This is a genomic window from Actinomadura pelletieri DSM 43383, assembly GCF_003634705.1.
In the GTDB taxonomy this organism is placed as follows: domain Bacteria; phylum Actinomycetota; class Actinomycetes; order Streptosporangiales; family Streptosporangiaceae; genus Spirillospora; species Spirillospora pelletieri.
This window is the reverse complement of record NZ_RBWU01000001.1, coordinates 1,331,012-1,357,354: the sequence shown is the minus strand read 5'-3', so window position 1 is coordinate 1,357,354 and position 26,343 is coordinate 1,331,012. Positions and strand designations below refer to the sequence as shown.

Here is a 26,343-nt window from a genome sequence, read left to right as displayed (position 1 = left end):
CCCTCAGCCCTTGACGGCGCCGGACGTCAGCCCGGCCACGATGCGACGCTGGAACAGCAGGACGACGATCACGACCGGGACCGTGACGACCACCGCGGCGGCACAGATCGCGGTCGTGGGCTGCTCGAAGAAGGACTCCCCGGTGAAGAACGCCAGCGCCGCCGGAACCGGCCTGGCGCTCTCGGTCGAGGTCAGCGAGATCCCGAACACGAAGTCGTTCCAGCAGAAGAAGAAGGTCAGGATCGCGGCGGTGAACACCCCCGGCGCGGCCAGCGGCACGATCACCTTGCGGAACGCCTGCCAGGACGTGGCCCCGTCCACCTGCGCCGCCTGCTCCATCTCCCATGGGATCTCGCGGAAGAACGCCGACAGCGTCCAGATCGCCAGCGGCAGCGCGAACGAGATGTACGGGATGATCAGGCCCGGCCAGGTGTCGTACAGGCCGATGTCGCGCCACAGGTCGAACAGCGGCCCGACCAGCGACACCACCGGGAACATCGCGATGGCCAGCGCGAACGACAGGATCAGCCGCTTGCCGGGGAAGTCCAGCCGCGCGATCGCGTACGCCACCAGCGTCGCGAACGTCACCCCGATGAAGGTCGCGATCAGCGAGATGCCGATCGAGTTGATCAGTGCCGAGGTGAACAGGTCGGTCTTGAAGACGGTCTCGTAGTTCTCCCACGTCCAGTCCTGCGGGAAGAAGCCCTGGACGTTGCCGATCTCGCTGGGCGTCTTGAACGACAGCATCACGATCCACAGGATCGGGAACGCCGTCCACACCAGGATCAGCAGGGAGACGACGATCCACAGCGCCCTCGAACGCGTCGACTCCATCAGCGGTCACCTCGCACCTGGGAGAGATCCACTCTGAACCCCTTGATGAACACGGCCGCGATCAGCACCACCGACAGGAACAGCAGCACCCCGACCGCGTTGCCGAGGCCGAGTTCGGTCCGCGTGATGATCTGCTGGTAGGTCAGGAACGACAGCACCTGGGTCTTCTCCTGGCCCGCGGTCATGATGAACACGTTGTCGAAGATCCGCCACGCGTCCAGGGTGCGGAACAGCAGCGCGACGAGGATGGCGGCCTTCATGTTCGGGATCGTCACCCGTTTCAACCGCTGCCAGGCGGTGGCGCCGTCCACCGTCGCCGCCTCGCCCAGGTCGCGCGGCACCTGCGCGAGCCCGGCGAGCAGCAGCAGCGACACGAACGGCGTCGTCTTCCAGATCTCCGACAGGACGATCACGAACAGCGCGGCCCACCGGTCGGAGAACCACGCGTAGTCGCCGAGCCCGAACCACGAGTTGACGAACCCGGACTGGACGTCGAAGGCGTACTTCCACGCGAACGCCGAGATCACCGTGACGATGCCGTACGGCAGCAGGATCGCGGTCCGCACCGTCCGGCGTCCGAACACGGCGCGGTGCATGACCATGGCCAGCGCGAACCCGATGACCAGCTCCACGCCCACCGTGACCACCGTGATGATCAGCGTGGTGAGCACCGTCTGCCAGAACAGGCCGTCGGTCAGCGCGGTCGCGTAGTTGTCGAGACCGACGAAGCGCCGGTCGTCCGGCGCGGTGAGCCGGTAGCTGAACAGGGACTGGTACAGGGCGTTGCCCAGCGGATACGCGGTGACCAGCAGCATCACGACCACCGCCGGGGCGGACAGCAGCAACCCGAGCCTGCGCTCGGCCCGGCCGCGGTCGGAGATCTCCCCGCGAGCGGGGGCCGTGTCGACGGACGTCATCCGAACACCTCCGTTAGAGCAGGGCCTGGCCGCGCAGGACCGCGCGGATGAACTCGGCGGACTCGCGCGGCGTCGTGTTCGGGTTCACCGACGCGGGCGGGTGCCAGCGGCTCTGGATGGCCCCGGACACGTCCGCGTAGTAGGGCGTGGCCGGACGGGGCGCCGCGGCGGCGATGGAGTCCCGCATCAGCGGGGCCATCGGGAACTCCTTGAGGATGTCCGGATCGCTGAAGATCGCGGGACGGGCGGCGACATTGCCCTCGTCGAGCATGTACCGCTTCATGTTCGCGGGCGAGGTGATGCAGCGGACCGCCTCGATCGCCAGATCGTCGCGGTGCTTGCCGTACGCGCTGACGCCGATCTCGATGCCACCGAACGGCGGCCTGCTCTCCTGCCCCGGATTCACCCGCGGATAGCGCGCCCACCCCAGGTCGGCGGGAATGTTCTTATTGATGGCACCGGCCTCCGCGTCACCCTGCTCGGCCCGCCAGACATATCCCCAGTTGAGCAGGAACCCGCCGCGCGGACCGTTGATCGTCGCCCGGGACGGCTCCTCGATGTCGGTGGACAACGTCGGGCTCGCCGCCCGCGACCTGGCCAGCTTCTGGATGATCGCCGCCGCCTGCCGTCCCGCCGGAGAGTCGATCTCGATCCTCGCCTCGTCGCCCTTCTCCGCGTCGCTGATGATCCGTCCCCCGGCGGACGCGATCAGCGCGTTGATCCACACCATGTAGCCCTCGTACCGGTTGCCCTGCACACCGATCGTGGTGTTGGTCCGGACGGCCGCGTCGATCAGCTTGTCCCAGGTGAAGTCGGGGGCGGTCGGGTCGATGCCCGCCTTCTGCGCGACCGACTTCCGGTACCAGAGCAACTGCGTGTTCGCCCAGAACGGCGCCGCGTAGAGCCTGCCCTCCCACGTCGAACTCCGCACCGCGCTGTCGAACACCCCCTGCGTCAACGGCGCGGCCTCGCTCGCGGTGAACGGCCGCAGGAACCCGGCGTTGGCGGCCTCGGCGACGAACACGGGGTCCAGGCTCATCAGGTCGACGCCCTTGTCCTCGGCCGCCAACCGCCTGATCAGTTGCTCCCGCTGCTGGGTCGCGTCGCTGGGCAGCAACGCCGTCTTGATCCGGTACTGGCCGCCCGCGGCCTTCGTACAGGACGCGGCGATCGCCGCCTGCCCGCCGTTGTCCGGGTTGATGTACCAGTTGAGGGTGGGAGTCCCCCCGCCGCCCCCGCAGGCCGCCAATCCCCCGGCCACCAGCGTCAGCGCGACCCCGGCTCGCAACAGCCGTCCCCCGGGCCCGTGCCGTCCGGTCGCCCTCCCCCGTCGGGACCGCACGTCCGGTTCCGCTCGTCCGGCCTGCTCGATTCGCTCGACCATCGGACCTCCCGAAGCCACCCACCCGGACGCGACACTCCGGCGGGCCGCATCCGTGGCGGTTTCGACCTCTATTCGATCACCGGATCCGGTAACTGTCGAGATCCAAGGAGTGATCCGAAGCGGATTTGGTTTGTGATTCCGCGGTGAACCCCCGTGCGCGACCTGCTCTGAGGGGACACAGCGAAGGAAGGCGCGGAGGGTGCGGACCCCGACCGACCCGCGACGCCTCCGCGCCTTCGTCTGTGGTGGTGGCTAGTAGCCGCCGCCGGTTCCCGTGGTCGCGGCTCTCGTGCCCGTGGGGGTGGTGGCCCACCAGACGCCGCCGACGCCCTGGCCCTTGACGTCACCGGGTTGTTCGTCCTGCTCGTAGTAGTACATCGGCCAGCCGTTGACGGTGAGCTGGCACGTGCCGTCGTCCTTGCGCTCGATGAAGCTGACGAGCTTGCGGTCGACGCCTTCGAGCTTGAGCTTCTTCCAGGTGGTGAAGGTGACGGGCGGCCATGCCTTCTTGCACGCGCCGAAGCAGTTCGTCGTCGGTGGCTTGGGGGTGTCCTTGTCGAAGCGGTACATGGTCCGGCCCTTGCCGTCCGTCAGGATGATGCCGAGCTTCGGGTCGTTCCTCGTCTTGACGACCGTCCAACCCTTCCAGCGGTCACCGGTCTGCGCGGGCGTGGGTTTCGCGAGGGCCTTCTTGCCGGTCGGGGACGCGGCGAACCAGGTGCCGCCCACGCCCTGGCCCTTCACGTCGCCGGGGCCGTCGTCTTTGGCGTACCGGTACAGCGGCCAGCCGGCGAGGGTGACCTGCCACTTGCCGTCGGGACGTTTGACCTTGCCGACCAGGGACTGGTCGACGCCGTCCACCCGTGTCGCCGCGTCGCTCGCCGACACCGGCGGCCACGTCTTCGCGCACGCGTCGGCGCAGGTCGACGCGGGAGGACGGGCCGTGTCGTCGTCGAAGCGGTACAGCGTCCTGCCGTCGCCGTCCGTGACGACCTTGCCGAGCCTGGTGACGTTGGCGACCTCGAGCGTGGTGGGTTCGGGCACCGGTGACGGGGACGGTTCCGCCGAGGGCTCGGCCTGCGGCTGGGTGCCCGCGGCGTTCTGCCGGCTGCGAGGGTTCTCCTGTCCGCAGGCGGTGAGCAGCAGCCCGGACGCGGTCAGGGCGGCCGCGGCGGGAATCGCCCAACGTGGGATCTTCATCGTCTGTGTCCTCCGTGTCGTCTGGGCCCGGCTCCGGTTCCTGGTCCCTTCCGCCGATCGGGGTTGGAGCTGCCCGCACCGCTCTCCCGGATCGTGGAGCAGTACGGTGAACCTCACGGAACGGGTTCAACCCCTCGGAACCGGTCACCCCCGCGCCGAGTCAAATGCACTGTTCAATGGCATTCGGCGGTTCACGAGGCGGTGGAAGTGAGCTCGGACGACTCTCCGATCAACCTGGGCAAGCAGGCCCCACCGGCGCGTCCGGGACCGGCGTGGATCGTGATGCCGGCGCGCGTGGTCGCGTTGGTCGTGGTGGTGCCGCTGCGGCTCGTCTACGAGCTGGTCCTGGTGCTCGGCCGTGGTGTTCTGGCGGTCTGGAACGGTCTGATGCGGGTGCCGGTGTGGATCGGTCGCCTGCTCTACCGGTTCGTTCTCGCTCCCTTCGGCCGACTGCTCGCGGCCATCGGACGCGCGCTCGCGGCCGTGTTCGGCCCGCCGCTGCGGTGGCTCGGCCGGATGCTGCTGGTGCCGCTGCGGTTGCTGGCGCGGGGGCTGGCCTGGCTGCTGAACGTCCTCGTGGTGCTGCCCTGCAAGTTCCTGTGGCGGTACGTTCTGCGCCCGCCGCTGCTGGCGCTCGCCTGGCTAGGCCGGGGCGTGGTCGTCGTCCTCCGCGCGTTCGGGGCGGCCATGGTGTGGTCATGGCGGCTGATCGGCCGGTGTCTCGCCTGGCTGGCGCGCCACCTGATCGTGCTGCCACTCCAGATGCTGTGGCGATACGTCCTGGGGCCGATCGTCGCGGCGGTCGTGGGAACTTGGCGGTTCGCGGCTCGTGTGCTGCGGTGGCTCTGGAACGTGCTGGTCGTCGTTCCGGTGCGGGTACTGGTCGTGGTGCCTGTGCGCTGGATCAGGACGAACGTGCTGCGTCCTGTCTGGCACGGTGTCCGTGAGACTTGGCGGGTCTGCGTGGGTGACCCCGTCCGGGCCGTCCGCCGGACGCTGCGGGACGCGGGCCGCGACGTCCGACTGCAACTTCGCCGCGTCTTCCGCGGACACTGAGCGTTCCGCCGCCGCGGGCGCCTGGGATACTCGGGGACGATGTACCGACTCCTCTTCTCACTGGTCATCGCCCGGGTTCCGGCGGAGACCGTCCACCACCTGACATTGCGGGGACTCCGGGCACTTCAGGCCGTGCCCGGCGTCGTGCCGCTGTTGCGGCGGCTGCTCGCTCCCCGCGACCCGGCGCTGGCCGTGCACGCGTTCGGGCTGGAGTTCCCCTCACCTCTCGGGCTCGCGGCCGGGTTCGACAAGGACGCCGTCGCGTACGAGGCGCTCGGCGCGTTCGGGTTCGGTCATGTCGAGATCGGCACGGTGACGGGACACCCACAGCCCGGCAATCCGCGCCCCCGCCTCTTCCGCCTCGCGGCTGACCGAGCGGTCGTCAACCGGATGGGGTTCAACAACCAGGGTTCGGAGGCCGCCGCGCGCCGCCTGCGCGGCCGGGCCCGCCGGACGATCGTCGGCGCCAACATCGGCAAGACGAAGGTCGTCCCGGAGAGCGAGGCCGCCGCCGACTACGTGACCAGCACCGAGCGTCTCGCCCCGCACGCCGACTACCTGGTCGTGAACGTCAGCTCGCCCAACACACCGGGCCTGCGGAACCTCCAGGCCGTGGAGCACCTGCGCCCGCTGCTGACGGCGGTCCGCGAGGCCGCGGACCGGTCGTCCGAGCGCCGTGTCCCGCTGCTCGTCAAGATCGCACCGGATCTGGCGGACGACGACATCGACGCGGTCGCCGACCTCGCCGTCGAACTCGGCCTGGACGGCATCATCGCGACCAACACCACCATCGCCCGGGACGCCCTGCAGTCCCCGCCCGCCCTGGTGAAGGAGACCGGCGGCCTGTCCGGCGCCCCGCTGAAGGAGCGCTCCCTGGACGTTCTGCGCCGCCTCCGCTCCCGCACGGACGGCCGCCTGGCGCTGATCTCCGTCGGCGGTGTCGAGTCCGCCGACGACGTGTGGGAACGCGTCCGCGCGGGCGCCACCCTCGTCCAGGCGTACACCGGCATGATCTACGGCGGCCCCCTCTGGGCCCACCACATCAACCGCGCCCTCTCCCGCCGCCTCCGCGAAAGCACCTTCCCCACCCTCAACGACGCCCGCCCCTAACCCCGCCGCTGCGGGTGGGTGGGCGGCTCAGGTGAAGAAGCCGTCGGCTATCAGTTCGGGGAGGACGGTTTCGGCGTGGGTGCGGACCTCGGCGGGGTCCGTTCCGGTGAGTTGGGCGATGGCGTCGAGGAGGGGGTCGAGGGGGAGGTCGCCGTCGCAGACGCCGGCCAGGGCGGCTTCGACCGTGCCTACTCCGGCGGCGCGGCGTAGGCGGGCGGTTTGGCGGAGGATGATGCGTTCGGGGTCCTCCGCGCCGGGCGGGCCGATCTGTTCCTGAACGAGTCCGGGGGCGACCCCCAATTTTTGTCCACAGGTTGTGGAAAACTCTTCGGCGCGGACGAAGCCGTCCAAGATGTCTTGGACGTAGGCGCCCACGGGGTCCTCGACGGCGTGCCGGAGTTCCTCGACGCGGACGGTGGGACGGTCGGCGCGTCTAAGGGTGATCCATCCGAAGCCGATTCCGGTGACGTGGTGGCGGTCGAAGTGGTCCAGCCACGCGTCGTAGCGGGCGTGGTACTCGGGGGTGCCCGCCTCGCAGGAGTCCCGGAGCCACAGCTCGGCGTACTCCGCCGGGTCTTGGACATCGCGCTGGACGATCCACGCGTCGCATCCGTCCACCCAGGAGCCGACTCGTTCCTCCCAGGGGACACCGTCGATATGCAGCCAATTCGCCAGGAGCTGGCAGTATCCGCCTTCGTTGAGATGGTCCGGCGCCTCGGCGACGAGGCGGCGGCAGAAGTCGTCGCCCGGGAGGCCGGACTCCCGATAGGTGAAGCGTCGACCGTCCGGCGGCGCGACCACGAACGGCGGGTTGGACACGATCAGGTCGAATCGGCGCCCTCGGACGGGCTCCAGTAGCGGGCCCTCGATCGGTTCTACATCGTCCATGCCGGAGAGGGCGAAGCTCATCGCGGCGAGGGTGAGCGCGCGCGGGTTGACGTCCGTGGCGGTGATGCGCGCGCCGGGATCGCGGCTCGCGAGGTGCACCGCCTGGACTCCGCAGCCCGTTCCAATGTCGAGCGCGTTATCCACAGGCCTGTGGATAACCAGGCGGGCCAGATTTCCCGACGCGCCGCCCGCGCCCACGACATGGTCGGCCGCCGGGACGGTTCCAGAGCCGGGGCGAACCTTCAGATCGGAGACGACATATCCGGCATGTCCGTCTCCGTCGACCGCCTCCAGTGGCTCGATCCGCAACCGGGCCCGCGCCTCGCCGCCGGACGTCTCGGCGAGGCCCACGGCGACGAGGTCGGCCATCGGGATCGCCGAGGCGTCCACCGGAACCTGCAACCAGAACAGCCTTGTCAGGGTCTCCAGCGGCGAGCCGCCACGTGTCGCCCGCAGTGCCGGGACGATCTCGTCCCGCGCCAGCGCGCCGCCCGCCACGGGACCGAGCAACTCCCGCACACCGGCGACCGTGTATCCGGCGTCGAGCAGAAGGTCGCGGACGCGAGGAAGATCGGCCGCGGTCACGTGAGGTAGCTCGCGAAGCCCTTGGCCAGCGACTCGGCGATGCGCTGGCGGAACGACGCGCTGGACAGCTTCGCCGCGTCGCCCTTGTTGCGCATGTTGCCGCATTCGATGAAGACCTTGGGGACCGTCGACAGGTTGAGGCCGCCGAGGTCCTTGCGCTTGTCGATGCCGTCCTCGCCGAGGTAGGTGGAGTAGGCGATGCCGGTGCCGTCGCGGTAGGCGTCCCGCAGCGCCCTGCCGAGTCTGGCGGCCCGCGGCACCATCCCGGCGTTCTTGCCGACGGCGACCGGCTGGATGATGTGGAAGCCGTGGCCGGACGCGGCCGCGCCGTCGGCATGGATCGACACCGCGGCGTCGGCCTTGAGCCGGTTGCCGACGTCCGCGCGCTCGTCGATGCACGGGCCGACGCCCTTGTCGTTCTTGCGCGTCAGCGTGACCTTGGCGCCGCGGGCACGCAGGATCTTCGCCAGCCGGTTGGAGACGTCCCAGGTGAAGGCGTGCTCGTTGTAGCCGTCAGCGGTGCTGGTGCCGGTCGTGTCGCACGCCTTGCTGCCGTTGCCGATCTTGACCTGTTTGTTGATCTCGGACGGGTGTTCGGCGTTGCCGCCGTTGTGCCCGGGATCGATGACGATCACCTTGCCGTCCAGCGCGAACATGCCGTCACCGGACGCGGGCTTCTCCCCGGTGATCGGCCCCTCCCGCGTGTCGGTCGTCGGCGGGTCCGCCGGCTCGTCCGCGGACGGCTCGGCGGAGGCGTTGCACGCGGTCAGCGCGCCGAGGCACAGCGCCAGACCGGCGACCACGTGCCGGGCGGATGCGGTACCGCCTCGCTGAGTTCGCACCGACCGCACCTCCGTGATGTCTTCGTTATCGACCCTGACAGTCTGCACGCCGCCGAAGGTTCGTCAAACGCAGTCCGCGAAACCCGTCAGCTGAGCGGGTCGTCCTTGCCCAGCAGCGCGGCGAGGGCGCGTGCCTCGTCGGCGTCCAGGCCAAGGACCACACGGGGACGGCCCCACGGATGATCGATCGAATGGGCGACGTAACTGGCGACCGACTCCGCGACCTGCTCCGCCATGCCCCGCGCGTGCCGCCACTCCGACCACGCGCGTTCCAATTCGCTCGCCGCACGCTGCGCGCACGACACCAGTTCCGGATCACGCACGAGCTGAACCCCCCAGGTGGACTTTCTCGTGTCCGCCCCGGCGGGCCTCCCGTCCGGGCGGCCTTCCCGAGGCCACCCGGGGCACCCGCCGGACCATGGAGTCCATTAACCCGCCGACGGCGGGTCACGGACCGGCGAATACGGCAGTCTTGGCCGGGCTCTTACCCGGTGCACACCGCTTCGAGGGACAACAGGCCGTCATCCGGCCGGCACGCGGGGTGGAAGCGGTGGACCAAAGCGGGTCAGCCGACCGGGCGCCTGGCCATGCGCGTGCCCGGACATGTGTCCGGAGGCATGGCCAGGCAGGGCCGCACCGAACGTCGGGGTGGGTCGGACCTGCGGGAGGGAGCCGAGGCGGGGGGGACGTTCCTGTGACCGGGGCTCACAGGACCGGAGCTGGGCCCGTCGTCGATCTGACCACCAGGTGCGGGACGACGAGGTTCTGGCGGGCCGTGCGGGCGGGGTCGCCGATGCGCGCGGTCAGCATCTCGGCGGCAACGCGGCCCATGTCCCGGCGGGGCTGGTCCACACTGGTCAACGAGATGTGCCGGATCGCCGCGAGATGGGTGTTGTCGTACCCGACGATCGACAGTTGCGCCGGCACCCGCATCCCGAGTTCGTCGGCCGCCGACAGCGCGCCGGTCGCGACCAGGTCGTTGGGAGCGAAGATGGCGGTGGGACGAGGGTCACGGCGCAGCAGCGCGCGGGCGGCCCGGTAGCCACCGTCCTCGGTGAAGTCACCGGCCTCGACGACGATCTCGTCGGCGAGTCCGTGCCGGTGCATCGCCTTCTCGTATCCGGCGCGGCGGTAACGCGCCGTGGTGGAACGTGCCCCCTCGATGTGCGCGATCCGCCGGTGCCCGAGCTCGACGAGATGGTCGACGGCGAGGCTGGCGCCGAGTTCGTCGTCGTCCACGACGATGTCGACTCCGACGACGTCGCGTTCGCCGACGACCACGACCGGGACGCTGGCCGCGGCCTCCTTGAGGGACTCGGGGACGACGCTGAGCAGGACGAGCCCGTCCACGCGCATCTCCAGGAACGCCTCGACCGCCTCCGCCTCGAACAGCGGGTCCCAGCGACCGCTGCCGACGAGCATGCGCAGGCCGGCGCCGTGCAGGCTCTCCTGAAGGCCGTCGAGGAACTCGGCGAAGAAGGGGTTGTGCAGGTCGGCGACGATCGCGCCGATCAGGCGGGTCCGTCCCTCGACCAGGCTCCTCGCCACGGCGTTCGGGCGGTAGCCGAGTTCGCGTGCGGCCTGGAGTACCGCCTGTCTCCTCCGTTCGCTCACATGGGGTGAACCTCGCATCACGAGGGAGACCAGTGATTTGGAAACACCGGCGCGCTCCGCGACGTTCCGGATCGTCGGTTTCGGCGCGGGGACGGCCCTCCCCTCGTCGCGTCTGGCGGGAGAGGGCTCGCTGCGCGGTTGTGGCACAACACCCTCTTCCCGCATGTTGTGCAGGGGGTTCGCTTGATCAGCTGACATGGCACTCCGTCCAGGGGGACCTGCAGGACCTGCCGCGACCGGCGCGCGGTGGGGTTGGAACGCGCCGTCCTCCACTCGGGGAGGAGATGCCATGATGCCGCGCCTTCCCCCCAAACCGCCGCAACAGTGAGTAACGGGCATCCGACAATGGTGGTTCGGGCCTGTGGTGTTCTGGATCACAGCCCGCCGGAGGGCGTTCAGCGGACGACGAAAAGGCGGCTCTATCCCCTTTTGTCGCCGTAATACGGCGCCGACGCTCGGCCGCCCCACCCCCGGGGAAGAACGCGCGGTCGGCGACCGGCCACGGGCCGGGCGGAACGGCGGACGAAGCCTTCCCGGGCTCGGCCTCGACCAGCGCCGGAACGAGCCGATCGCGGCGGCACCGCGACCGTTCGACACCCGATCTCCGGAGGACGTCTCGACCGGCGACGTCGCGGCCTCGAAGGGTGCGTCGCGCGCGCTGGTCCACCACCATTTCGGCGGTGGCCACGAGCTTTACCCGGCGACGCTCGGCGGCGCGGCGAAACGGCTGTCGGTACTGCTGGAACCGCCGACCGGCGGCGGACCGCTCGATCGTCCGCGCATCTCCCTGAGCCGCCACTTCGACTTCGTGGAGGGCCATGCGGCCGGTTACACCACGCTGTCGCGCGATGGTCCGACCGACCGTTCGGGCAAGGTCAGGGAGATCATCGCCGGTATCCGACAACTGCTGCCGGACCGGATTCTTCAGTCGCCGGACGTCGCCACACCGCGGCCCATCCTGCGCATCACGCTTCGGGCGTGGTCGGCCGCCATCGAGACCGCCGGGCCGGATTGGCTGGAACACCGTGATGTGCCCCGTCCTCAACTGGAAGGACTGCTGATCGACCACCTGATGGTCATCTTCAACACGGCCGAACGTCACAACCCGGGCACGGGCCACCTTTTCGACCGGCCGGCCCGGGAAGGGATGGGATGACATCACGCGGTGGAAGCCGCACTCCCGCCCTACCGGACCAAATCTCCGGTACGTTTTATCCGGACTTTACGGTCTGCACCCCATTTGCTGACCTTGTCCTCATGTGGACAAAAAATCACCTGTGTCCAAAATTCTGCGCACGTCAGCGGGCATTTCGACCTCTGATGGCGACCCGCCCGACCGTCGAATGACCGTCGAAATGACCGCCGATCGTCACGCTGAGTGACCACGGGCGGCCGTCGCGCGACCGTCGGAGGCCTTCGCCCGTCGTTCTCGGGCCGGACACCGGTGGCGCCCGGCCCGAGAACGACGCGAATTGAGCACAGCGACGAACGGCCGTCCCCCCAAGCCATCACCGACATCGGCCACCGGCGTTGACCGGCGCCGCCATCGGCCATGGCGATCGCATGCGGAGTCAGGTTCGCACCAAGACGAGAACCTGGTCGCGCAGCGAGCCGCGCTCTGTGCCGCGAGCGCTACTCCGAACGCTGCTGCGGGATGCCCGCGAGCAGCGCCCGCACCTCCGCCTCGCGGTAGCGGCGGTGACCCCCCAGCGTCCGGATGGACGTGAGCTTCCCCGCCTTCGCCCACCGCGTGACGGTCTTGGGGTCGACGCGGAACATCGTCGCCACCTCCGCCGGCGTCAGCAGGGGCTCGGCCTCTGGCGTACGTGCTGACATGTTTGCGGCCTCTCCTCCATGGACCGATGACAGCGATCCTGCGATTGATCCTCGCGTGGTCACTGATGTCCCCTATGGCCCGAGTTGAGCCACTATGACATCACAACGTGTAACCTTGCCACCACTCAGCGCTACAAGCAAGTTCCTGGCGGTAGTTGCGCGGAAACCTCCCCGTGAGCGGCGCCTATCCGATGGACAGTGGGTCACGCTGCGTGATTCTAGCGACACGTATAGTCGTATCGCGCGCTGATTCGGGAAATTTGTTTTAGTTCGCCGCTTCGAGGGCCCGGACGGGCCTCCAGCGGGCCAGCAGCCGCTTGTACATCGCCACGGTCAGCTCGACCTCAACGCGCCCCATCCCGGTGAGGGCCACGGCCATCTCGGCCACGGAGTCGTCGGTACTGAGCGTCCGGTCGTCCAGCAGATGGACGAGCCCGCCGTAGTCGAGCTCGACGAGCGCGGCCGGATGGAACCCGCCGAGCCAGCGGCCGAGCGTCTCCAACCGGCCCGCCGACAGCAGGTAGACGTCGCCCTTCCCGTCGCCGAGGTTCTTCCGCACGACCGGCAGCGCGTCCGCCACCCGCCTGCGCGCCTCGCCCATCGAGGTGACGTAGATGAGGGTACGCGCGGGCGCGGCCGTCGCCGACCCCTGACCGGGGACCGGCGGTTCGGCGTGTTCCTCGGACGACCCCGGCCCGCCGTACCCGGTTCCGGGGGTGCCCAGCATCAGGCACCGCTCCTCACGCGCGAACGGAACGAACCAGTCCAGCGGCACGTGCCAGGTACTCGTCAGGATGTGCGGCCGCAGGGGTTTGCCCGAACGCTTCCACTGCTCGAAGTCGCCGACCACCCGCTCCGCCACCCGCGGCGGGACGAACGCGGCCGCGACATCGGCGGCGTGCTCGTCCCGGAAGCGTTCGAACGCCAGCCACGAACGCAGCCGCGTCTCCCACGGGCACACGTAGACCATGTCGTCGAGGCGGCGCACGTAGGCGTCCCTGCTCTCCCGCTCCGGCACGACCTCGGGCGGCGAACCCGTCAGCCGAAGCGCGGCGTCCCGGTGCTCGACGCCGAGCGCGTGGATCCGTCGCGGGCGCCGCCTGGAGTCGGCGTAGACCGTCCACAGCGTCCTCGCGGGCTCGGGGAAGGCGGTCACCGGCTCATAAACCCGTAGGTAGGCGGCGTACGGAAGCACCACCGCATCGTGACATGAGATTCGGTCGGGCGCGGCGGCATCACGCGGCCTAGGCTGATCACAGAGACAGAGAGGAGGGCACTACCGTGCCTAATGTCTTCGGTGCGCCCCACAAGGGCGCCGACCATGTCACCCAGGGGGGCAACCCGTCCGCGCCCCCCGCGGTCGCCCAGGAGGGCGACCCCGCCACACCCTCCGGCACATCCCGCTTCGGGAGCCACGAACAGGTCGTCTTCTGCCAGGACGAGGCCAGTGGTCTGCGCGCCATCATCGCCATCTACTCCACCGCGCTCGGCCCGTCCCTGGGAGGCACCCGCTTCTACCCGTACCGGACCGAGGACGAGGCGCTCGCCGACGTGCTGAACCTGTCCAAGGGCATGGCGTACAAGAACGCCCTGGCCGGACTGGACCTCGGCGGCGGCAAGGCCGTCATCATCGGCGACCCGTCCACCGACAAGACCGAGGCGAAGCTGCGGGCGTACGGACGGTTCGTCCAGTCGTTGAACGGCCGGTACTACACGGCGTGCGACGTCGGCACGTACAGCGAGGACATGGACATCGTCGCCCGGGAGAGCCAGTACGTCACCGGTAGGACGGTCGCGTACGGCGGAGCCGGCGACTCGTCCATCCTGACCGCTTTCGGCGTGTTCCAGGGCATGCGCGCCGCGGCCGAGACCGCGTGGGGGTCGCCCACGCTCCGCGGCAAGCGGGTCGGCGTCGAAGGCGTCGGGAAGGTCGGCCACCGCCTGGTTGAGCACCTCGTCGAGGACGGCGCGAGCGTCGTGATCTGTGACGTGAACCGGTCCGCCGTCGACCGGGTCCGGTCGGCGCACCCCGAGGTCGAGGTCGTCGCCGACACCGAAGCGCTGGTCAACACCGAACTGGACGTCTACGCGCCCTGCGCGCTCGGTGGCTCCCTCAACGACGACACCGTGCCCGCGCTGACCGCCAAGGTGGTGTGCGGGGCCGCGAACAACCAGCTCGCCCACACCGGCGTGGAGAAGAGCCTCGCCGACCGCGGCGTCCTGTACGCACCCGACTACGTGGTCAACTCCGGGGGTGTGATCCAGGTCGCGGACGAGATCGGCGGCTTCGACTTCGACCGCGCCAAGTCCCGGGCCACCGGCATCTACGGCACCACCCTGAAGATCTTCGCGCTGGCCGCGGACGAGGGCGTCCCCCCGGCCGTGGCCGCCGACCGGCTCGCGGAACGCCGGATGTCCGAGGTCGGAAGGCTGCGCGGCATCTGGCTCTGAAAAACGTCGAAACACCGTCGAACGACGGTCGGACACCGTCCCGAGGCCGCCGTGCCCCGCTCCACGGCGGCCTTGGCGCGCACACGTGACCACCGGATACACTGTTGTTATAAGCAACAGAAGCGCCGCCACGTACCGTCGATGTACCGAGCCGGGCGCAAAACGGGTACGGTTGTACCCGTGACTGACGCATGGCTCATCAGGCACCGGTTCGTGTGGTACACGCGCGCGTTGATGGGCCCACGAAAGCCCTGACCATCGAGGGGGTCGAGCCAATGGGTCGCGGCCGAGCCAAGGCCAAGCAGGTGAAGGTTGCCCGACAGCTCAAGTACAACAGCGGCAACACGGACCTCGACCGCCTGAAGAGCGAATTGGGAGTCAACGACTCGGGGGACGACTCCTACGACGATCTCGCCGAGAAGTACGCCGACTACGCCGACGACTACGGTACGGACGACCGCAAGGACGGCACCTCCGGTTGATCGGCTGACATCACGCCACTGCCCCCTGGGGGCAGTGGCGTTCGTCATACCTGGACCACCCCACGCAGCACGGTGACGTCCGTCATCGCCACGCGGCCATGGTCACCCGTCCCACCCCGACCGAGCCGCTATCGGCAGCGACCGACACACCACGCCGGCAGCACCCGTCTCTCCGCGCGTTTCAGGACGTGTGGGGGTCTTGTGTGCCGTCGCCCCTAGGGTTGACCTTCGGTGCGGGGGTGGGGACGGACGGTGAAGGCGGGTCGGTGGGGCGCTGAGCGGCACGAGGGGCGGCGTTGGGTGGGCGTGGGCATCCCTGTGGCTTATATGGCATGAGAGAGGCTCAGGGGGGCGCTCAGGGCCGTTCAGGTGGTGTGGGGATGATCACAGGGGCCGGGTCGGTCAGGTGAGGGTGGCCTGGCCGGTGCCGGGGGTGATGTCGCCCAGGTGCCAGGCGGGGACGCCGCGGGAGGTCAGGAGGCGGAGGGCCTCGTCGGCCGCGTCCGGGGCGACGATGGCGGCCATTCCCACGCCCAGGTTGAAGGTCTTGTCCATCTCGGACTGTGGGACTTCCCCGTGCGCCTGCAGGACGCGGAACAACGGCGGTACCTGCCAGGACGAGCGGTTCAGGACCGCGTCCACGGTCGGAGGCAGGGAGCGGGCGAGGTTCGCGGCCAGGCCGCCGCCCGTGATGTGGGCGAACGCCCGTACCTCTCCCGAACCGGCCAGTTCCAGACAGTCCCTGGCGTAGATGCGGGTCGGGGTGAGGAGCGTCTCACCGAGGGGGCGGTCCAGGTCGGCCGGGTGGGAGTCGAGGGTCAGGTCGGTGGTGGCGAGGATGCGGCGGACGAGCGAGTACCCGTTGGAGTGGATGCCCGACGACGCCATGGCGATGACCGCGTCGCCGGGGCGGACACGGTCCGGGCCGAGGATGGCGTCGGCCTCGACCACGCCGGTGCCCGCGCCCGCCAGGTCGAACTCGTCGGCGTCCAGGAGGCCGGGGTGCTCGGCGGTCTCGCCGCCGACGAGCGCGCAACCGGCGAGGGCGCAGGCGTCCGCGATGCCGCCGACGATGTCGGCGATCCGTTCCGGGACGACCTTTCCGCAGGCGATGTAGTCCGTCATGAACAGCGGTTCGGCGCCGCAGACGGCGAGGTCGTCGATGACCATGCCGACCAGGTCGTGTCCGACCGTGTCGTAGACGCCGAGGCGGCGGGCCAGGTCGACCTTCGTTCCGACGCCGTCGGTGGACGTGGCCAGGAGGGGACGCCTGTAGTTGCGGAGGGCTGAGGCGTCGAAGAGGCCCGCGAATCCGCTGGCGTCGTCGACGACCTCGGGGCGCCTGGAACGGGCGACCCGCGACTTCATCAGTTCGACGGCGCGTTCGCCCGCCGCGATGTCGACCCCGGCGTCCTCGTAGGACGTCATCGGGTGACCTCCAGAAGGTGCTTGCCGCGGGCGTCCTGCTCCACCGGGATGGGGTAGACGCCGTCGAAACACGCCCGGCACAGGTTGTCCTTGGCGATGTGGGACGCGGAGATCAGCTCGTCCAGGGAGATGAAGCCGAGGGAGTCGGCGCCGATGGAGTCGCGGATCTCCTCCACCGACAGGTTCCCGGCGATCAGCTCGGCTCGGGTGGCGAAGTCGATGCCGTAGAAGCAGGGCCAGGAGACGGGCGGGCTGGAGATCCGCACATGGACCTCGGCGGCTCCGGCGTCCCGCAGCATCGCGACGATCGCGCGCTGGGTGTTGCCGCGGACGATGGAGTCGTCCACCACGATCAGGCGTTTGCCCTCGATCGCCTCGCGGAGCGGGTTCAGTTTGAGGCGGATGCCGAGCTGGCGGATGGTCTGGGACGGCTGGATGAACGTCCGGCCGACATAGGAGTTCTTCACCAGGCCCTGGCCGTAGGGGATGCCGGACGCCTCCGCGTAGCCGATCGCGGCCGGTGTCCCGGACTCCGGCGTCGGGATGACCATGTCGGCCTCGACGGGATGCTCGCGGGCCAGGCGGCGTCCGACCTCGACGCGGGTGGCCTGGACGCTGCGTCCGGCGATCGTCGTGTCGGGCCGCGCCAGGTAGACGTACTCGAACAGGCAGCCCTTCGGTCGGGCCTCGGCGAACCGTTCCGACCGCACCCCGGCGCCGTCGATCGCGACCAGTTCGCCCGGCTCGATCTCGCGGACGAAACGGGCGCCGACGATGTCGAGGCCGGCGGTCTCGGACGCCACGACCCAGCCGTGGTCCTCCAGGGCGCCGAGGACGAGCGGCCGGATGCCCTCCGGGTCGCGGGCCGCGTAGAGCGTTCCCTCGTCCATGAAGGCCAGCGAGAACGCGCCGCGGGTGACGGGCAGGATCTGCCGTGCGGCGGCCAGGGTGCCGCCGTCGCCGTGGGTGGCGAGCAGGGCCGTGAGGACCTCGGTGTCGGTCGTCGCGGTCAGCACGCCGGGCTCCAGCCGTTCCGCCAGCTCCGGGGTGTTGATCAGGTTGCCGTTGTGGACGAGCGCCAGCCCGCCCGCGTCCGACGACCGGAACGTGGGCTGCGCGTTCTCCCACGTGGACGAGCCCGTCGTGGAGTAGCGGCAGTGACCGACGGCGATGTGCCCGCGCAGTGTGTTCAACACGGATTCGTCGAAGACCTGGGCGACGAGGCCCATGTCCTTGAACACGACGATGCGGGAGCCGTCGCTGACGGCGATTCCGGCCGACTCTTGCCCACGGTGCTGGAGTGCGTACAGGCCGTAGTACGTGAGCTTGCTCACTTCTGCCCGGGACGCCTGGTCCGGGGGGACCCACACGCCGAAGACCCCGCAAGCGTCCTGCGGGGGGCGATCCGTGGGATCGATGTCGTGGCTCAGACGTCCGTCGCGGAGAGGCACGTGCTTCAGTCTAGATGCCGGGTTCACCTGCTCGAATCGGCGGTATCTCCTTAACGGACCTTTACCCCGCGGAACCACGCGCATCACGGGACGCGGGGGACTCTGGTGACCGACACGTGGAGGACCACATGACGCTGCCCGGGTACCAGACGTATTCGCCTCCCGCTCCGCCCCGGCGGAGCACGCTGGCGAGGTCTTCTCAGGTGCTCGGAATCACCGGGCTGGTGGGGCTCGTCCTGTGTCTGGTGGGGATGATCCCGGCCCTGGTCGGGGTCGTTCTCGGGGCGGTGTCCCTGGTGCGGCGCGACGGGGATCGGCGTCCCGCGATCGTGGGCGTCATCTGCTCGTCGTTGGCCCTGGCCGTCGGCGCGGCGGCGCTCTTCGTTCTGTTGAGCAAGGCGGCCCAGTGTGGGGACGAGACGCGGTACCCGGACGACACGTCGCGTCGGCACTGCGTCGAACGAGAGTTCCCCTTCGCCCAGGCCGACAGGACGTAGCCCGACCCCGCCCCTCAGCCGGGTTCGGTGACCGCTCGATCTACCGGCAGTGGAAGGTGCTCGGACAGGTCGGCACGTGCGCCACTGGCACGGACCCGGCCGTCCTCGACTGTCTCGTTCCAGGACAAGCGGCCCGTGGCCAGCCCGATCCACGTCGCGGCGTCCATCTCCACCACATTCGGTGGCGTACCACGGGTATGGTGCGGCCCGTCGATGCATTGGACGGCGGCGTAAGGAGGAACGCGAACCTCCACCGAACGGCCGGGCGCCAGCTCGGCGAGCCGGTCGAGCAGGAACCGCACCGCTCCTTTGACGATCGGCCGGGACGGTTCGGCCTCGCCCGCCTCCATCCCGGCCAGGACGGTGTCCAGGGCCGCACGACGCAGCTCGGCGGGATCGTCGGCGCCGCCGTACGGCGGTAGTCCGAGGGCGGCGCGCTGTTCGTTGAGGACGGAGAGGGTGAGCGGTGTTCGCGGCACCATCCGAAGCTACCCGGTGGCGGTGACGAGGCGGGCCGGTGCCACGATTGCCACCGTGTCACCGCGCAGACGGTAGAAAGGACCCCGGTGCCGGGCCAGGGGGCGGCCTCGGGAAGTAAAGGAGATCGGGGAGGCCGGGGACGCCGTCCCCGGAAGGACACGGAGGTTCGTCAGATGCCCGAGGCGCTGCCTCTGCAGCCGGGTGACCCGCGAAGACTCGGCGCCTTCGAGATCACGGGCCGGCTCGGCGTGGGCGAACAGGGCACCGTCTTCCTCGGCCGGGACCCGTCCGGCGGCCCGGTCGCCGTGAAGGTCCTGCATGTCCGGCTCAGCGGCGAGCCCGCCGCCCGGTCACGGTTCGCGGACGCGTTCGCCTCCGCCAGGAAGGTCTCCGGCTTCTGCACGGCCGCCATCCTGCACGCCGACGTGGAAGGCGACCGCCCCTATGTGGTGAGCCAGTGGGTGGACGGACCGTCCCTCCAGCAACTCGTGGACGAGGAGGGCCCACGCGGCGGCACCGTCGTCGAACGAGTCGCCGTCGGTACAGCGATCGCTCTCGCGGCCGTGCACCGTGCAAGCGCACTCCATCACAGTCTGAAACCCGGCAACGTTCTCCTGGGACGGGACGGCCCGCGCCTGTGCGATTTCGGCATCGCCCAGGCGCTGGAGGCCGTCAACGCCTCCTTCAGCGGACACATGACCGAGGACCCGTCCTACAAGGCGCCCGAGCAGTTGCGCGGTTCGGGCAGCGGCGAGGCCGTGGACGTGTTCGCCTGGGCGTCCACGCTCCTGTTCGCCGCCACCGGCGCCCTGCCGTTCGGCGACGGTTCGCCGTCCGAAGTGATGCAGCGGATCGTCTACGACGACGCCGACCTGGCGAAGGTCCCCGACTCGCTCCGGGACGTCATGGCCGCCGCCCTTGCCAAGGACCCGGACGACCGTCCGACGGCCAGGCAACTCCTCGAACGGCTCCTGGACGAGAACGCGCCGCTCGCCGGTCGAACGCCGCCCACCATGGTCGAGGAAGGGCGCGCGCTCGCGTCCGGGCGGCCCGCGCCGCAGCCCGCACCCGCCCCGGCGCCGCCGATTCCGCCGACGCAACTGCCGCGAACGCCGATGGGAGCGCCGCCCCACCCGGCGCCCACCACCGGGCAGGGGCCGGCGCCGTCCACACCACCCGCGTTCACCCCGGGCCCGCCGACTCCGCCGAACCCGCCGGCCCCCGCCCCGGGGATGCCCCCTGCTCAGGGCGACCCCTCGACGCCGTCCATCCCGCTGCTGGGGAAGCTCTCCCGAATGCGACGGCCACGTCCTGAACCCAGGCCGGAGCCCGGGCCGTCCCCCGCCGACCTGGACCCGGCGGCCTTCGAGGAGACCACGGCGTTCCAGGCACTGGACGAGAACGACCCGCCCCGCTCCGCCCCGTCGGGCCGGATCGACGAGACCACGAGACTCGACCCGATCTCCGTCGACCGGACGGCCACATTCGACGCCGTCGACCTGGACGAGACCGGCGACAGCGCCGAATCGGCCCCGCACCTCATCCCGGGGCTGGCGTCCGGTCACGACGGCAACGAGCACGGCCGGTCGCCGTTCGCGTCCCGCGCGAAGTCGCGGCGTCCGAGCAACCACGTGCTCGGTGTGGCGCTGTCCCTGTTCATCGGCGTCGGTGTCGGCATCGCCATCATCGCGCTCGTGCTGTGGCCCCAACTCCGCGCCGACGACAACGACCCGCCCCCCGACAACGCGAACGCCTCGAACAACCGTCCGGTGACGACCATCCCGTCGGCGTTCGGGGGGACATGGAAGGGGACGATGGTCAACACCAACCGCAACGTCTCCTTCCCCCTGGAAGTGACGTTCACGTCCGGTGGGACCACGGGCCGCGTGTTCTACCCGAGAGAGCGGTGCAACGGCACGGTCACGTTGACCCGGGGCACGGAGAGCGCGCTGAAGATGTCCCTGTCCGTCGGGAAGCCGTGCACGTCCGGGGTCGTCGAGATCACCCGGCAACCGGACGGGACGATCCAGTACACGTGGAGCAGGCCCGGCACGAACCTCGGCTACGGAGGCCGTCTGAACCGAGGCTGAACCCGTCCCGTACAGAAGAAGTGGCTGAACCGCCTTGCCCACAAGGAAAGCTGTGAGCCGTGTCACGTAAGATGGCTCGGCTCCCAGGAAGCGATCGGGCTTCTCGCGCTTCGCCCCGTCCCACTGATCCCTTGGGTCTAACCTTGGCGAGGCACAAACGGCACTTTCATGACCATTGACCTACGGCAGTGACGAGAGGAGTACACGTGGAGACCCCCGCCTCCGCACATCGGCGCCGTGGCAGACGCGCCGGTCTGGCTCTCGTGGCCTTCGCCACGGCACTGCCGTTCATCGGCACCGCCACCCCGTCCGCCGCGGCTCCCCCCGCCCTCGCCGCCCTTGCCGCCTACGCCGCCGACCCCGGTGACAGCAAGAAGTTCCAGCAGCTCAACCGGCAGATCGAGAAACTCGACAAGGAGTACGGCGGCGACCTGGCCAAGCTGAAGGACGCCCAGTACGCCGCGAAGAAGTCACTCCAGAAGTCCCAGAACCTCCAGCAGGACCTCACCGAAGCCCGCGACCTCGTCGCCCAACTCGCCGCGACCCAGTACATGATGAACGGCGAGGACCCCACGGTCACGGTCGTGACCGGCGCGAACCCCAGCGACCTGCTCAGCAACTCCGCCCTGGTCAGCCATCTGGCGCAGAACAAGGCCGGACGGGTCAAACAGATCCAGAAGCTCGTCCAGGACGAGGTCCAGGCCCGTAAGCAGGCCGAGCTGAAGATGGCGCAGCTGAAGAAGGAGATCAAGGACCTGCTCAGCCGTAAGGCCGAGATCACGGCACTCGTCAAGCGGTACAAGCCCGAGTCGCCGAGCATCGGCATGGGCGGCGTCACCCCCCGAATGCTCAGGGTCAAGAACACCATCGACCTGGAGACCGGCCCGTTCCCCGTGATCGGCTGCACACGCCCCGGCGACCCGCAGGACCACGGCACCGGCCGCGCCTGCGACTTCATGGTCACGACCGGCGGCGCGATGGCCACCGGCAGCGCCCAGTCGAAGGGCGACGCGGCCGCCCAGTACGCGATCACCCACGCGCGTTCCCTCGGCATCAAGTACGTCATCTGGCGCCAACGCATCTACGACATGCGCAGCCCCGGCTGGCGCATGATGGAAAACCGCGGCGGAACCACCGCGAACCACTACGACCACGTCCACATCTCGGTCTTCTAGCCGTATTCATTGCAGGCCCGGCTCGCTACGCGACCGTCCCGGGCGAACGCGCATCGCTTCGCGATCCACCCGGCTGTGTTGATCGCAGGCCCGGCCCACTCCGCTCGCCTAACGGCTCGCTACGCGACCGTCCCTGGGCGAACGCGCATCGCTTCGCGATCCACCCGGCTACGCTCGCCTTCGGCATCGCTCCACCAGGTGGGTAACGCGTTCGCGTGCGGGCTGAGGCCACTGTGTTCGATGGCCATGGACGACTGGAACGGCCACCTCAAGCTGGGACGGCCCCCACCGTCTCGTCCGGCGGAGAACGGCCCGGGACAACGCCGGAACGCCGGACTTACCGCAGGGCCGTGATCTCGCTATCAGAACTCGATCCCCGAGCTGGCATGTGCCCACGTGAAAGGGCGTCCCTCAGGGTTTGAGGGACGCCCTTTCGTGTTTTACGTGGTCGCCGCGTCGATTTGGTGAGCGCGGACGTTGCGGGTCAGTCGGCGTAGCTGGGGAGCATGCGCTCGTGGGCCTCGCGAAGCTCGTGCAGCGGGATGCTGAACAGCTCCTGCTGGTCGCCCTCCGGCGCACGGCCCGTGACGGTCAGCGCGTCGCCGCCCGCCACACCGAGCTGCGCGACGGGGACGCCCGCAGACTCGCACAGCGCCGCCAGGCGCGCCTCCGCGCCCGGGGTGACGACGACCATGGCGCGGGCCACCGACTCGCTGAACAGCGCCGTGAACGGGTCGCCCGGCAGCGTGATCCTGGCGCCGAGCCCGCCGCGCAGGCACGACTCCACCAGCGTCTGCGACAGGCCGCCGTCCGACAGGTCGTGGACGGCGGTGACCAGCCCGTCCCGAATGGCGCTCACCATCACCGACGCCAGCGCCGCCTCCGCCTTCAGGTCGACCAGCGGCGGCAGGCCGCCCAGGTGCCCGTAGACGACATGCGCCCACTCCGACCCGCCGAACTCCTCGCGGGTCTCACCGAGCAGCGCGATCGTCGCGCCGTCGGTGGTGAGGGACATGTTGACGCGGCGGCGCACGTCATCGTGGACGCCGAGGACGCCGACGACCGGGGTCGGGTTGATCGCCGTGGTGCCGGTCTGGTTGTAGAAGCTGACGTTGCCGCCCGTGACGGGGATGCCGAGGTACTGGCAGCCGTCCGCCAGGCCCTCGACCGCGCGGGCGAACTGCCACATGACGCCCGGGTCCTCCGGGGAGCCGAAGTTGAGGCAGTTGGTCACGGCCAGGGGCCGCGCGCCGGTGGCGGCGACGTTCCGGAACGCCTCCGACAGCGCGAGCTGCGCGCCCGCGTACGGGTCGAGCCGGGAGTACCGGCCGTTCCCGTCCAGGGACAGCGCGATGCCGAGCCCCGACTCGTCGTCGATGCGCACCACGCCCGCGTTCTCCGGCATGGCCAGCACGGTGTTGCCCAGTACGTAGCGGTCGTACTGGGAGGTCACCCAGGTCTTGCTCGCGAGGTTCGGCGAACCGGCCAGCCACAGCACGGTGCGGCGCAGCTCGTCGCCGTTGGACGGACGGGTGAGCCGCCCCGGCGTGTCCGACTGGAGGGCCCCGAGGTCCTGCGGCGGCTCCAGCGGACGCTGGTACACCGGCCCCTCGTCGACGGCGGTCACCGGCGGGATGTCGACGATGGTCTCGCCCCGCCAGGTCATCACCAGGCGGCGGGTGTCGGTGACCTGCCCGATCACGGTCGCCGGGATCTCCCAGCGGGCGCAGATCTCCAGGAAGCGGTCGACCTTGCCCGGCTCCACCACCGCCATCATCCGCTCCTGCGACTCGCTCATGAGGATCTCCTCGGGGAGAAGCGTCTCATCGCGCAGCGGGACGAGGTCGAGGTCGATGTGCATGCCGCCGGTGCCGGCCGCGGCCAGCTCCGTCGTGGCGCACGACACCCCGGCCGCGCCGAGGTCCTGGATGCCGACGACGAGGTCCTCGCCGAACAGCTCCAGACAACACTCGATCAGCAGCTTCTCCATGAACGGGTCGCCGACCTGGACGGACGGCCGCTTCTTCTGCGACTCCTCGTCGAACGTCGCCGACGCGAGGACGGACGCGCCACCGATGCCGTCCGGGCCCGTCATCGCGCCGAAAAGGATCACCTTGTTGCCGGGGCCGGAGGCCACCGCGCGCTTGATGTCCTCGTGCTTCATCACACCGACGCACAACGCGTTCACCAGCGGGTTCTGCTCGTAGCAGGCGTCGAAGGCCGTCTCACCGCCGATGTTGGGCAGGCCGAGCGAGTTGCCGTAGCCGCCGATGCCCGCGACGACACCGGGCAGCACCCGCTGGGTGTCCGGCGCGTCCGCCGGGCCGAAGCGCAGCGAGTCCATGACGGCGATCGGCCGCGCGCCCATCGAGATGATGTCGCGGACGATCCCGCCGACGCCGGTCGCCGCGCCCTGGTAGGGCTCCACGTACGACGGATGGTTGTGCGACTCCACCTTGAAGGTGACCGCCCACCCCTGGCCGATGTCCACGACCCCGGCGTTCTCCCCCATGCCGACCAGCAGCTTGTCGGTCTTCGGGGCCTTGTCGCCGAACTGGCGCAGGTGCACCTTGGAACTCTTGTAGGAGCAGTGCTCGCTCCACATCACCGAGTAGATCGCCAGCTCCGACGAGGTCGGACGGCGCCCGAGGATGTTCCGGACGCGCTGGTACTCCTCCTCGTTCATGCCCAGCTCGACGTACGGCAGCGGACGCTCCGGAGACGCCGCCGCGATCGCGACGGTGTCCGTACCGGAGTAGGCCGGTGCGCCCGACCCGAGCGCGGGCTGCGGACCCGTTCCGGGACCGAGCGCGGGCTGCGGCCCGGTGCCCGGCCCGACCGCGGGCCGCGGGTCGTTCCCTGGGCCTATGGCGGGCTGTGGTCCCGTGCCGAGGTGAACCGTGGGCTGAGGGCCTGTCACCTGGCCCAGAGCGTGCTGGGGGCCTGTGCCGCGTCCGATCGCGGGCTGCGGACCGGTACCGGGCCGCTCAGGCTGGACGAAGTGTTGCGGACCGGTGTTCGGGCCGACGGTCGGCTGCGGACCGGTTCCGGGCCCGACCATCGGCAGCGGCCCCGTCCCGGGATTCACGGCGGGCAGCGGACCCGTCCCACGTCCGACCGAAGGCTGCGGCCCGGTGTTCGGACCGACGGTCGGCTGCGGACCCGTACCAGGACCGACGGTGGGCTGCGGACCCGTACCAGGACCGACGGTCGGCTGCGGACCCGTGCCGGGGCCGACCGGAGGCTGCGGGCCGGTGTTCGACCCCACGGTGGGCTGCGGTCCTGTGCCCGGTCCGACAACCGGCAGCGGTCCGGTGCCGGGGGGCACGGTGGGCAGCGGGCCCGTCCCTCCGAGCGGGGGCTGCGGGCCGACCGAGGGCAGCGGGCCGGTGTTCGGGTTGACCAGAGGCTGCGGGCCCGTGCCGGGAGCGACGGTGGGCTGTGGACCCGTGTTCGGGTCGAGGGGAGCCTGGGGAGCGGGCGGAGGCACCGGCGGGGCGGGGTGACCGTTCGTGTCGGGAGGAGAGGGCATCGCGTCCGCCACGGTGGACGAGGGGTCGCCGGAGGCGCGTTCCTCGGCCAGGGCGCGGGCGAACTCCTGGTCGGGCCGCTCAGGGCCACCGCCGGACAGCGGCGGGACGGCCAGGGCCGCCGCCGCGTTGAGCGCCGCCTGGACGGCCGCGTCGACCTGGATGACCGGCTCCGCACGAACGACCGGCTCCGCCTGGACCTGGACCTGCGCGGGCGGCGGCGCCTGGGCAGGGGGCTGCGGCGGGGCGGCGGCCGGGTCGGCGGGCTTGGCCTCTTCGAGCATGGCCTCGAAGGCCTGGGTCACCGAGGGGTTGACCGGCTGGAGTTCCGGATCTTCGGCGTCGGACTTCAGCTCGCCGAGCCACTCCATCGAGGGCTCGTCCGAGGACTCCCGGGTCGCTCGCCCAGCAGGTTGGGACCGTTGCTCGCTCATGCGTTCTCCTTGTGGGGGACGACCCCCCACGTCCCCCGATTCACTGCGCTCATACGTGC

General features: G+C 70.1%; 22 protein-coding genes. 8 read left to right on the top strand and 14 right to left on the bottom strand.

All coding sequences use genetic code 11. The annotated features are described in order from the left end of the window. Positions 1-3 precede the first annotated feature (3 nt). The 4 genes from BZB76_RS06120 to BZB76_RS06105 all read right to left on the bottom strand — a co-directional run bounded on the left by BZB76_RS06120 (position 4) and on the right by BZB76_RS06105 (position 4,335). Entirely contained in the window at positions 4-834 is an 831-nt protein-coding gene (locus BZB76_RS06120; RefSeq protein WP_121433249.1) for a carbohydrate ABC transporter permease, read from the bottom strand. Then, positions 834-1,751, bottom strand: a complete 918-nt coding sequence (locus tag BZB76_RS06115) for a carbohydrate ABC transporter permease (protein ID WP_121433248.1) — start codon at positions 1,749-1,751, stop codon at positions 834-836. The genes BZB76_RS06120 and BZB76_RS06115 overlap by 1 nt, the downstream gene beginning before the upstream one ends. Before the next feature lie 13 nt (positions 1,752-1,764). Beyond that, complete coding sequence (locus BZB76_RS06110; RefSeq protein WP_121433247.1) at positions 1,765-3,135, bottom strand: extracellular solute-binding protein; 1,371 nt, start codon at positions 3,133-3,135, stop codon at positions 1,765-1,767. 252 nt (positions 3,136-3,387) lie between these two features. After that, the gene (locus BZB76_RS06105) at positions 3,388-4,335 is read right to left on the bottom strand and encodes a hypothetical protein (protein ID WP_121433246.1); all 948 of its coding nucleotides are present in this window, start codon (positions 4,333-4,335) and stop codon (positions 3,388-3,390) included. Between the two features lie 207 nt (positions 4,336-4,542). Between BZB76_RS06105 and BZB76_RS06100 the strand changes: the two genes are divergently transcribed. Then, positions 4,543-5,391: a hypothetical protein gene (locus BZB76_RS06100; RefSeq protein ID WP_121433245.1), complete on the top strand. Its 849-nt coding sequence runs from the start codon at positions 4,543-4,545 to the stop codon at positions 5,389-5,391. 39 nt (positions 5,392-5,430) lie between these two features. After that, positions 5,431-6,501 carry a quinone-dependent dihydroorotate dehydrogenase gene (locus BZB76_RS06095; RefSeq protein WP_121433244.1) on the top strand — a complete coding sequence of 357 codons (1,071 nt, stop codon included), beginning with the start codon at positions 5,431-5,433 and terminating at the stop codon, positions 6,499-6,501. A gap of 27 nt (positions 6,502-6,528) precedes the next feature. Here BZB76_RS06095 and BZB76_RS06090 read toward each other — a convergent pair whose 3' ends face one another. From BZB76_RS06090 to BZB76_RS06075, 4 genes are all read right to left on the bottom strand, one after another. Then, positions 6,529-7,974, bottom strand: coding sequence for a DUF7059 domain-containing protein (locus BZB76_RS06090; RefSeq protein WP_246006770.1), 1,446 nt, complete (start codon positions 7,972-7,974; stop codon positions 6,529-6,531). After that, positions 7,971-8,816, bottom strand: a complete 846-nt coding sequence (locus BZB76_RS06085; protein WP_246006769.1) for an N-acetylmuramoyl-L-alanine amidase — start codon at positions 8,814-8,816, stop codon at positions 7,971-7,973. The genes BZB76_RS06090 and BZB76_RS06085 overlap by 4 nt, the downstream gene beginning before the upstream one ends. Positions 8,817-8,902: 86 nt before the next feature. After that, positions 8,903-9,139, bottom strand: a complete 237-nt coding sequence (locus BZB76_RS06080; RefSeq protein ID WP_117403240.1) for a hypothetical protein — start codon at positions 9,137-9,139, stop codon at positions 8,903-8,905. A gap of 382 nt (positions 9,140-9,521) precedes the next feature. After that, positions 9,522-10,595 (bottom strand): LacI family DNA-binding transcriptional regulator, encoded by a 1,074-nt coding sequence (locus BZB76_RS06075; protein WP_420534766.1) that lies wholly within the window; start codon positions 10,593-10,595, stop codon positions 9,522-9,524. Between the two features lie 199 nt (positions 10,596-10,794). Here BZB76_RS06075 and BZB76_RS06070 point away from each other — a divergent pair, with 199 nt between their 5' ends. After that, positions 10,795-11,586 carry a TetR/AcrR family transcriptional regulator gene (locus BZB76_RS06070; protein ID WP_246006767.1) on the top strand — a complete coding sequence of 264 codons (792 nt, stop codon included), beginning with the start codon at positions 10,795-10,797 and terminating at the stop codon, positions 11,584-11,586. Between the two features lie 476 nt (positions 11,587-12,062). Here the strand turns inward: BZB76_RS06070 and bldC are convergent, their stop codons facing one another. Next, positions 12,063-12,266, bottom strand: a complete 204-nt coding sequence (gene bldC, locus BZB76_RS06065; protein ID WP_012850682.1) for a developmental transcriptional regulator BldC — start codon at positions 12,264-12,266, stop codon at positions 12,063-12,065. Between the two features lie 265 nt (positions 12,267-12,531). Continuing rightward, positions 12,532-13,461 carry a DUF8083 family protein gene (locus tag BZB76_RS06060; protein ID WP_121433473.1) on the bottom strand — a complete coding sequence of 310 codons (930 nt, stop codon included), beginning with the start codon at positions 13,459-13,461 and terminating at the stop codon, positions 12,532-12,534. Between the two features lie 86 nt (positions 13,462-13,547). On the opposite strand from BZB76_RS06060, the gene BZB76_RS06055 reads away from it, so the two are divergent. Together BZB76_RS06055 and BZB76_RS06050 are read left to right on the top strand one after the other, a co-directional pair. Beyond that, a complete protein-coding gene (locus BZB76_RS06055) occupies positions 13,548-14,717 on the top strand; it encodes a Leu/Phe/Val dehydrogenase (RefSeq protein ID WP_121433241.1) in 1,170 nt (389 codons plus the stop codon). 275 nt (positions 14,718-14,992) lie between these two features. Further along, positions 14,993-15,199: a DUF3073 domain-containing protein gene (locus tag BZB76_RS06050; protein ID WP_117403247.1), complete on the top strand. Its 207-nt coding sequence runs from the start codon at positions 14,993-14,995 to the stop codon at positions 15,197-15,199. A gap of 402 nt (positions 15,200-15,601) precedes the next feature. On the opposite strand, the gene purM is transcribed toward BZB76_RS06050, so the two are convergent. Both purM and purF read right to left on the bottom strand, forming a co-directional pair. Then, positions 15,602-16,627 (bottom strand): phosphoribosylformylglycinamidine cyclo-ligase, encoded by a 1,026-nt coding sequence (purM, locus tag BZB76_RS06045; RefSeq protein ID WP_121433240.1) that lies wholly within the window; start codon positions 16,625-16,627, stop codon positions 15,602-15,604. Then, positions 16,624-18,078 (bottom strand): amidophosphoribosyltransferase, encoded by a 1,455-nt coding sequence (gene purF, locus BZB76_RS06040; RefSeq protein ID WP_121433239.1) that lies wholly within the window; start codon positions 18,076-18,078, stop codon positions 16,624-16,626. Before purF ends, purM begins: the two co-directional genes overlap by 4 nt. A gap of 128 nt (positions 18,079-18,206) precedes the next feature. Here purF and BZB76_RS06035 point away from each other — a divergent pair, with 128 nt between their 5' ends. After that, the gene (locus BZB76_RS06035) at positions 18,207-18,575 is read left to right on the top strand and encodes a DUF4190 domain-containing protein (protein ID WP_121433472.1); all 369 of its coding nucleotides are present in this window, start codon (positions 18,207-18,209) and stop codon (positions 18,573-18,575) included. 14 nt (positions 18,576-18,589) lie between these two features. On the opposite strand, the gene BZB76_RS06030 is transcribed toward BZB76_RS06035, so the two are convergent. Further along, positions 18,590-19,057 (bottom strand): sterol carrier family protein, encoded by a 468-nt coding sequence (locus tag BZB76_RS06030; protein ID WP_121433238.1) that lies wholly within the window; start codon positions 19,055-19,057, stop codon positions 18,590-18,592. 171 nt (positions 19,058-19,228) lie between these two features. On the opposite strand from BZB76_RS06030, the gene BZB76_RS06025 reads away from it, so the two are divergent. Both BZB76_RS06025 and BZB76_RS06020 read left to right on the top strand, forming a co-directional pair. Further along, positions 19,229-21,145 (top strand): serine/threonine protein kinase, encoded by a 1,917-nt coding sequence (locus BZB76_RS06025; protein WP_121433237.1) that lies wholly within the window; start codon positions 19,229-19,231, stop codon positions 21,143-21,145. A gap of 206 nt (positions 21,146-21,351) precedes the next feature. Further along, positions 21,352-22,320, top strand: coding sequence for a coiled-coil domain-containing protein (locus tag BZB76_RS06020; RefSeq protein ID WP_121433236.1), 969 nt, complete (start codon positions 21,352-21,354; stop codon positions 22,318-22,320). A gap of 484 nt (positions 22,321-22,804) precedes the next feature. Here BZB76_RS06020 and purL read toward each other — a convergent pair whose 3' ends face one another. Next, complete coding sequence (gene purL / locus BZB76_RS36535) at positions 22,805-26,284, bottom strand: phosphoribosylformylglycinamidine synthase subunit PurL (RefSeq protein ID WP_337959737.1); 3,480 nt, start codon at positions 26,282-26,284, stop codon at positions 22,805-22,807. Positions 26,285-26,343 lie beyond the last annotated feature (59 nt).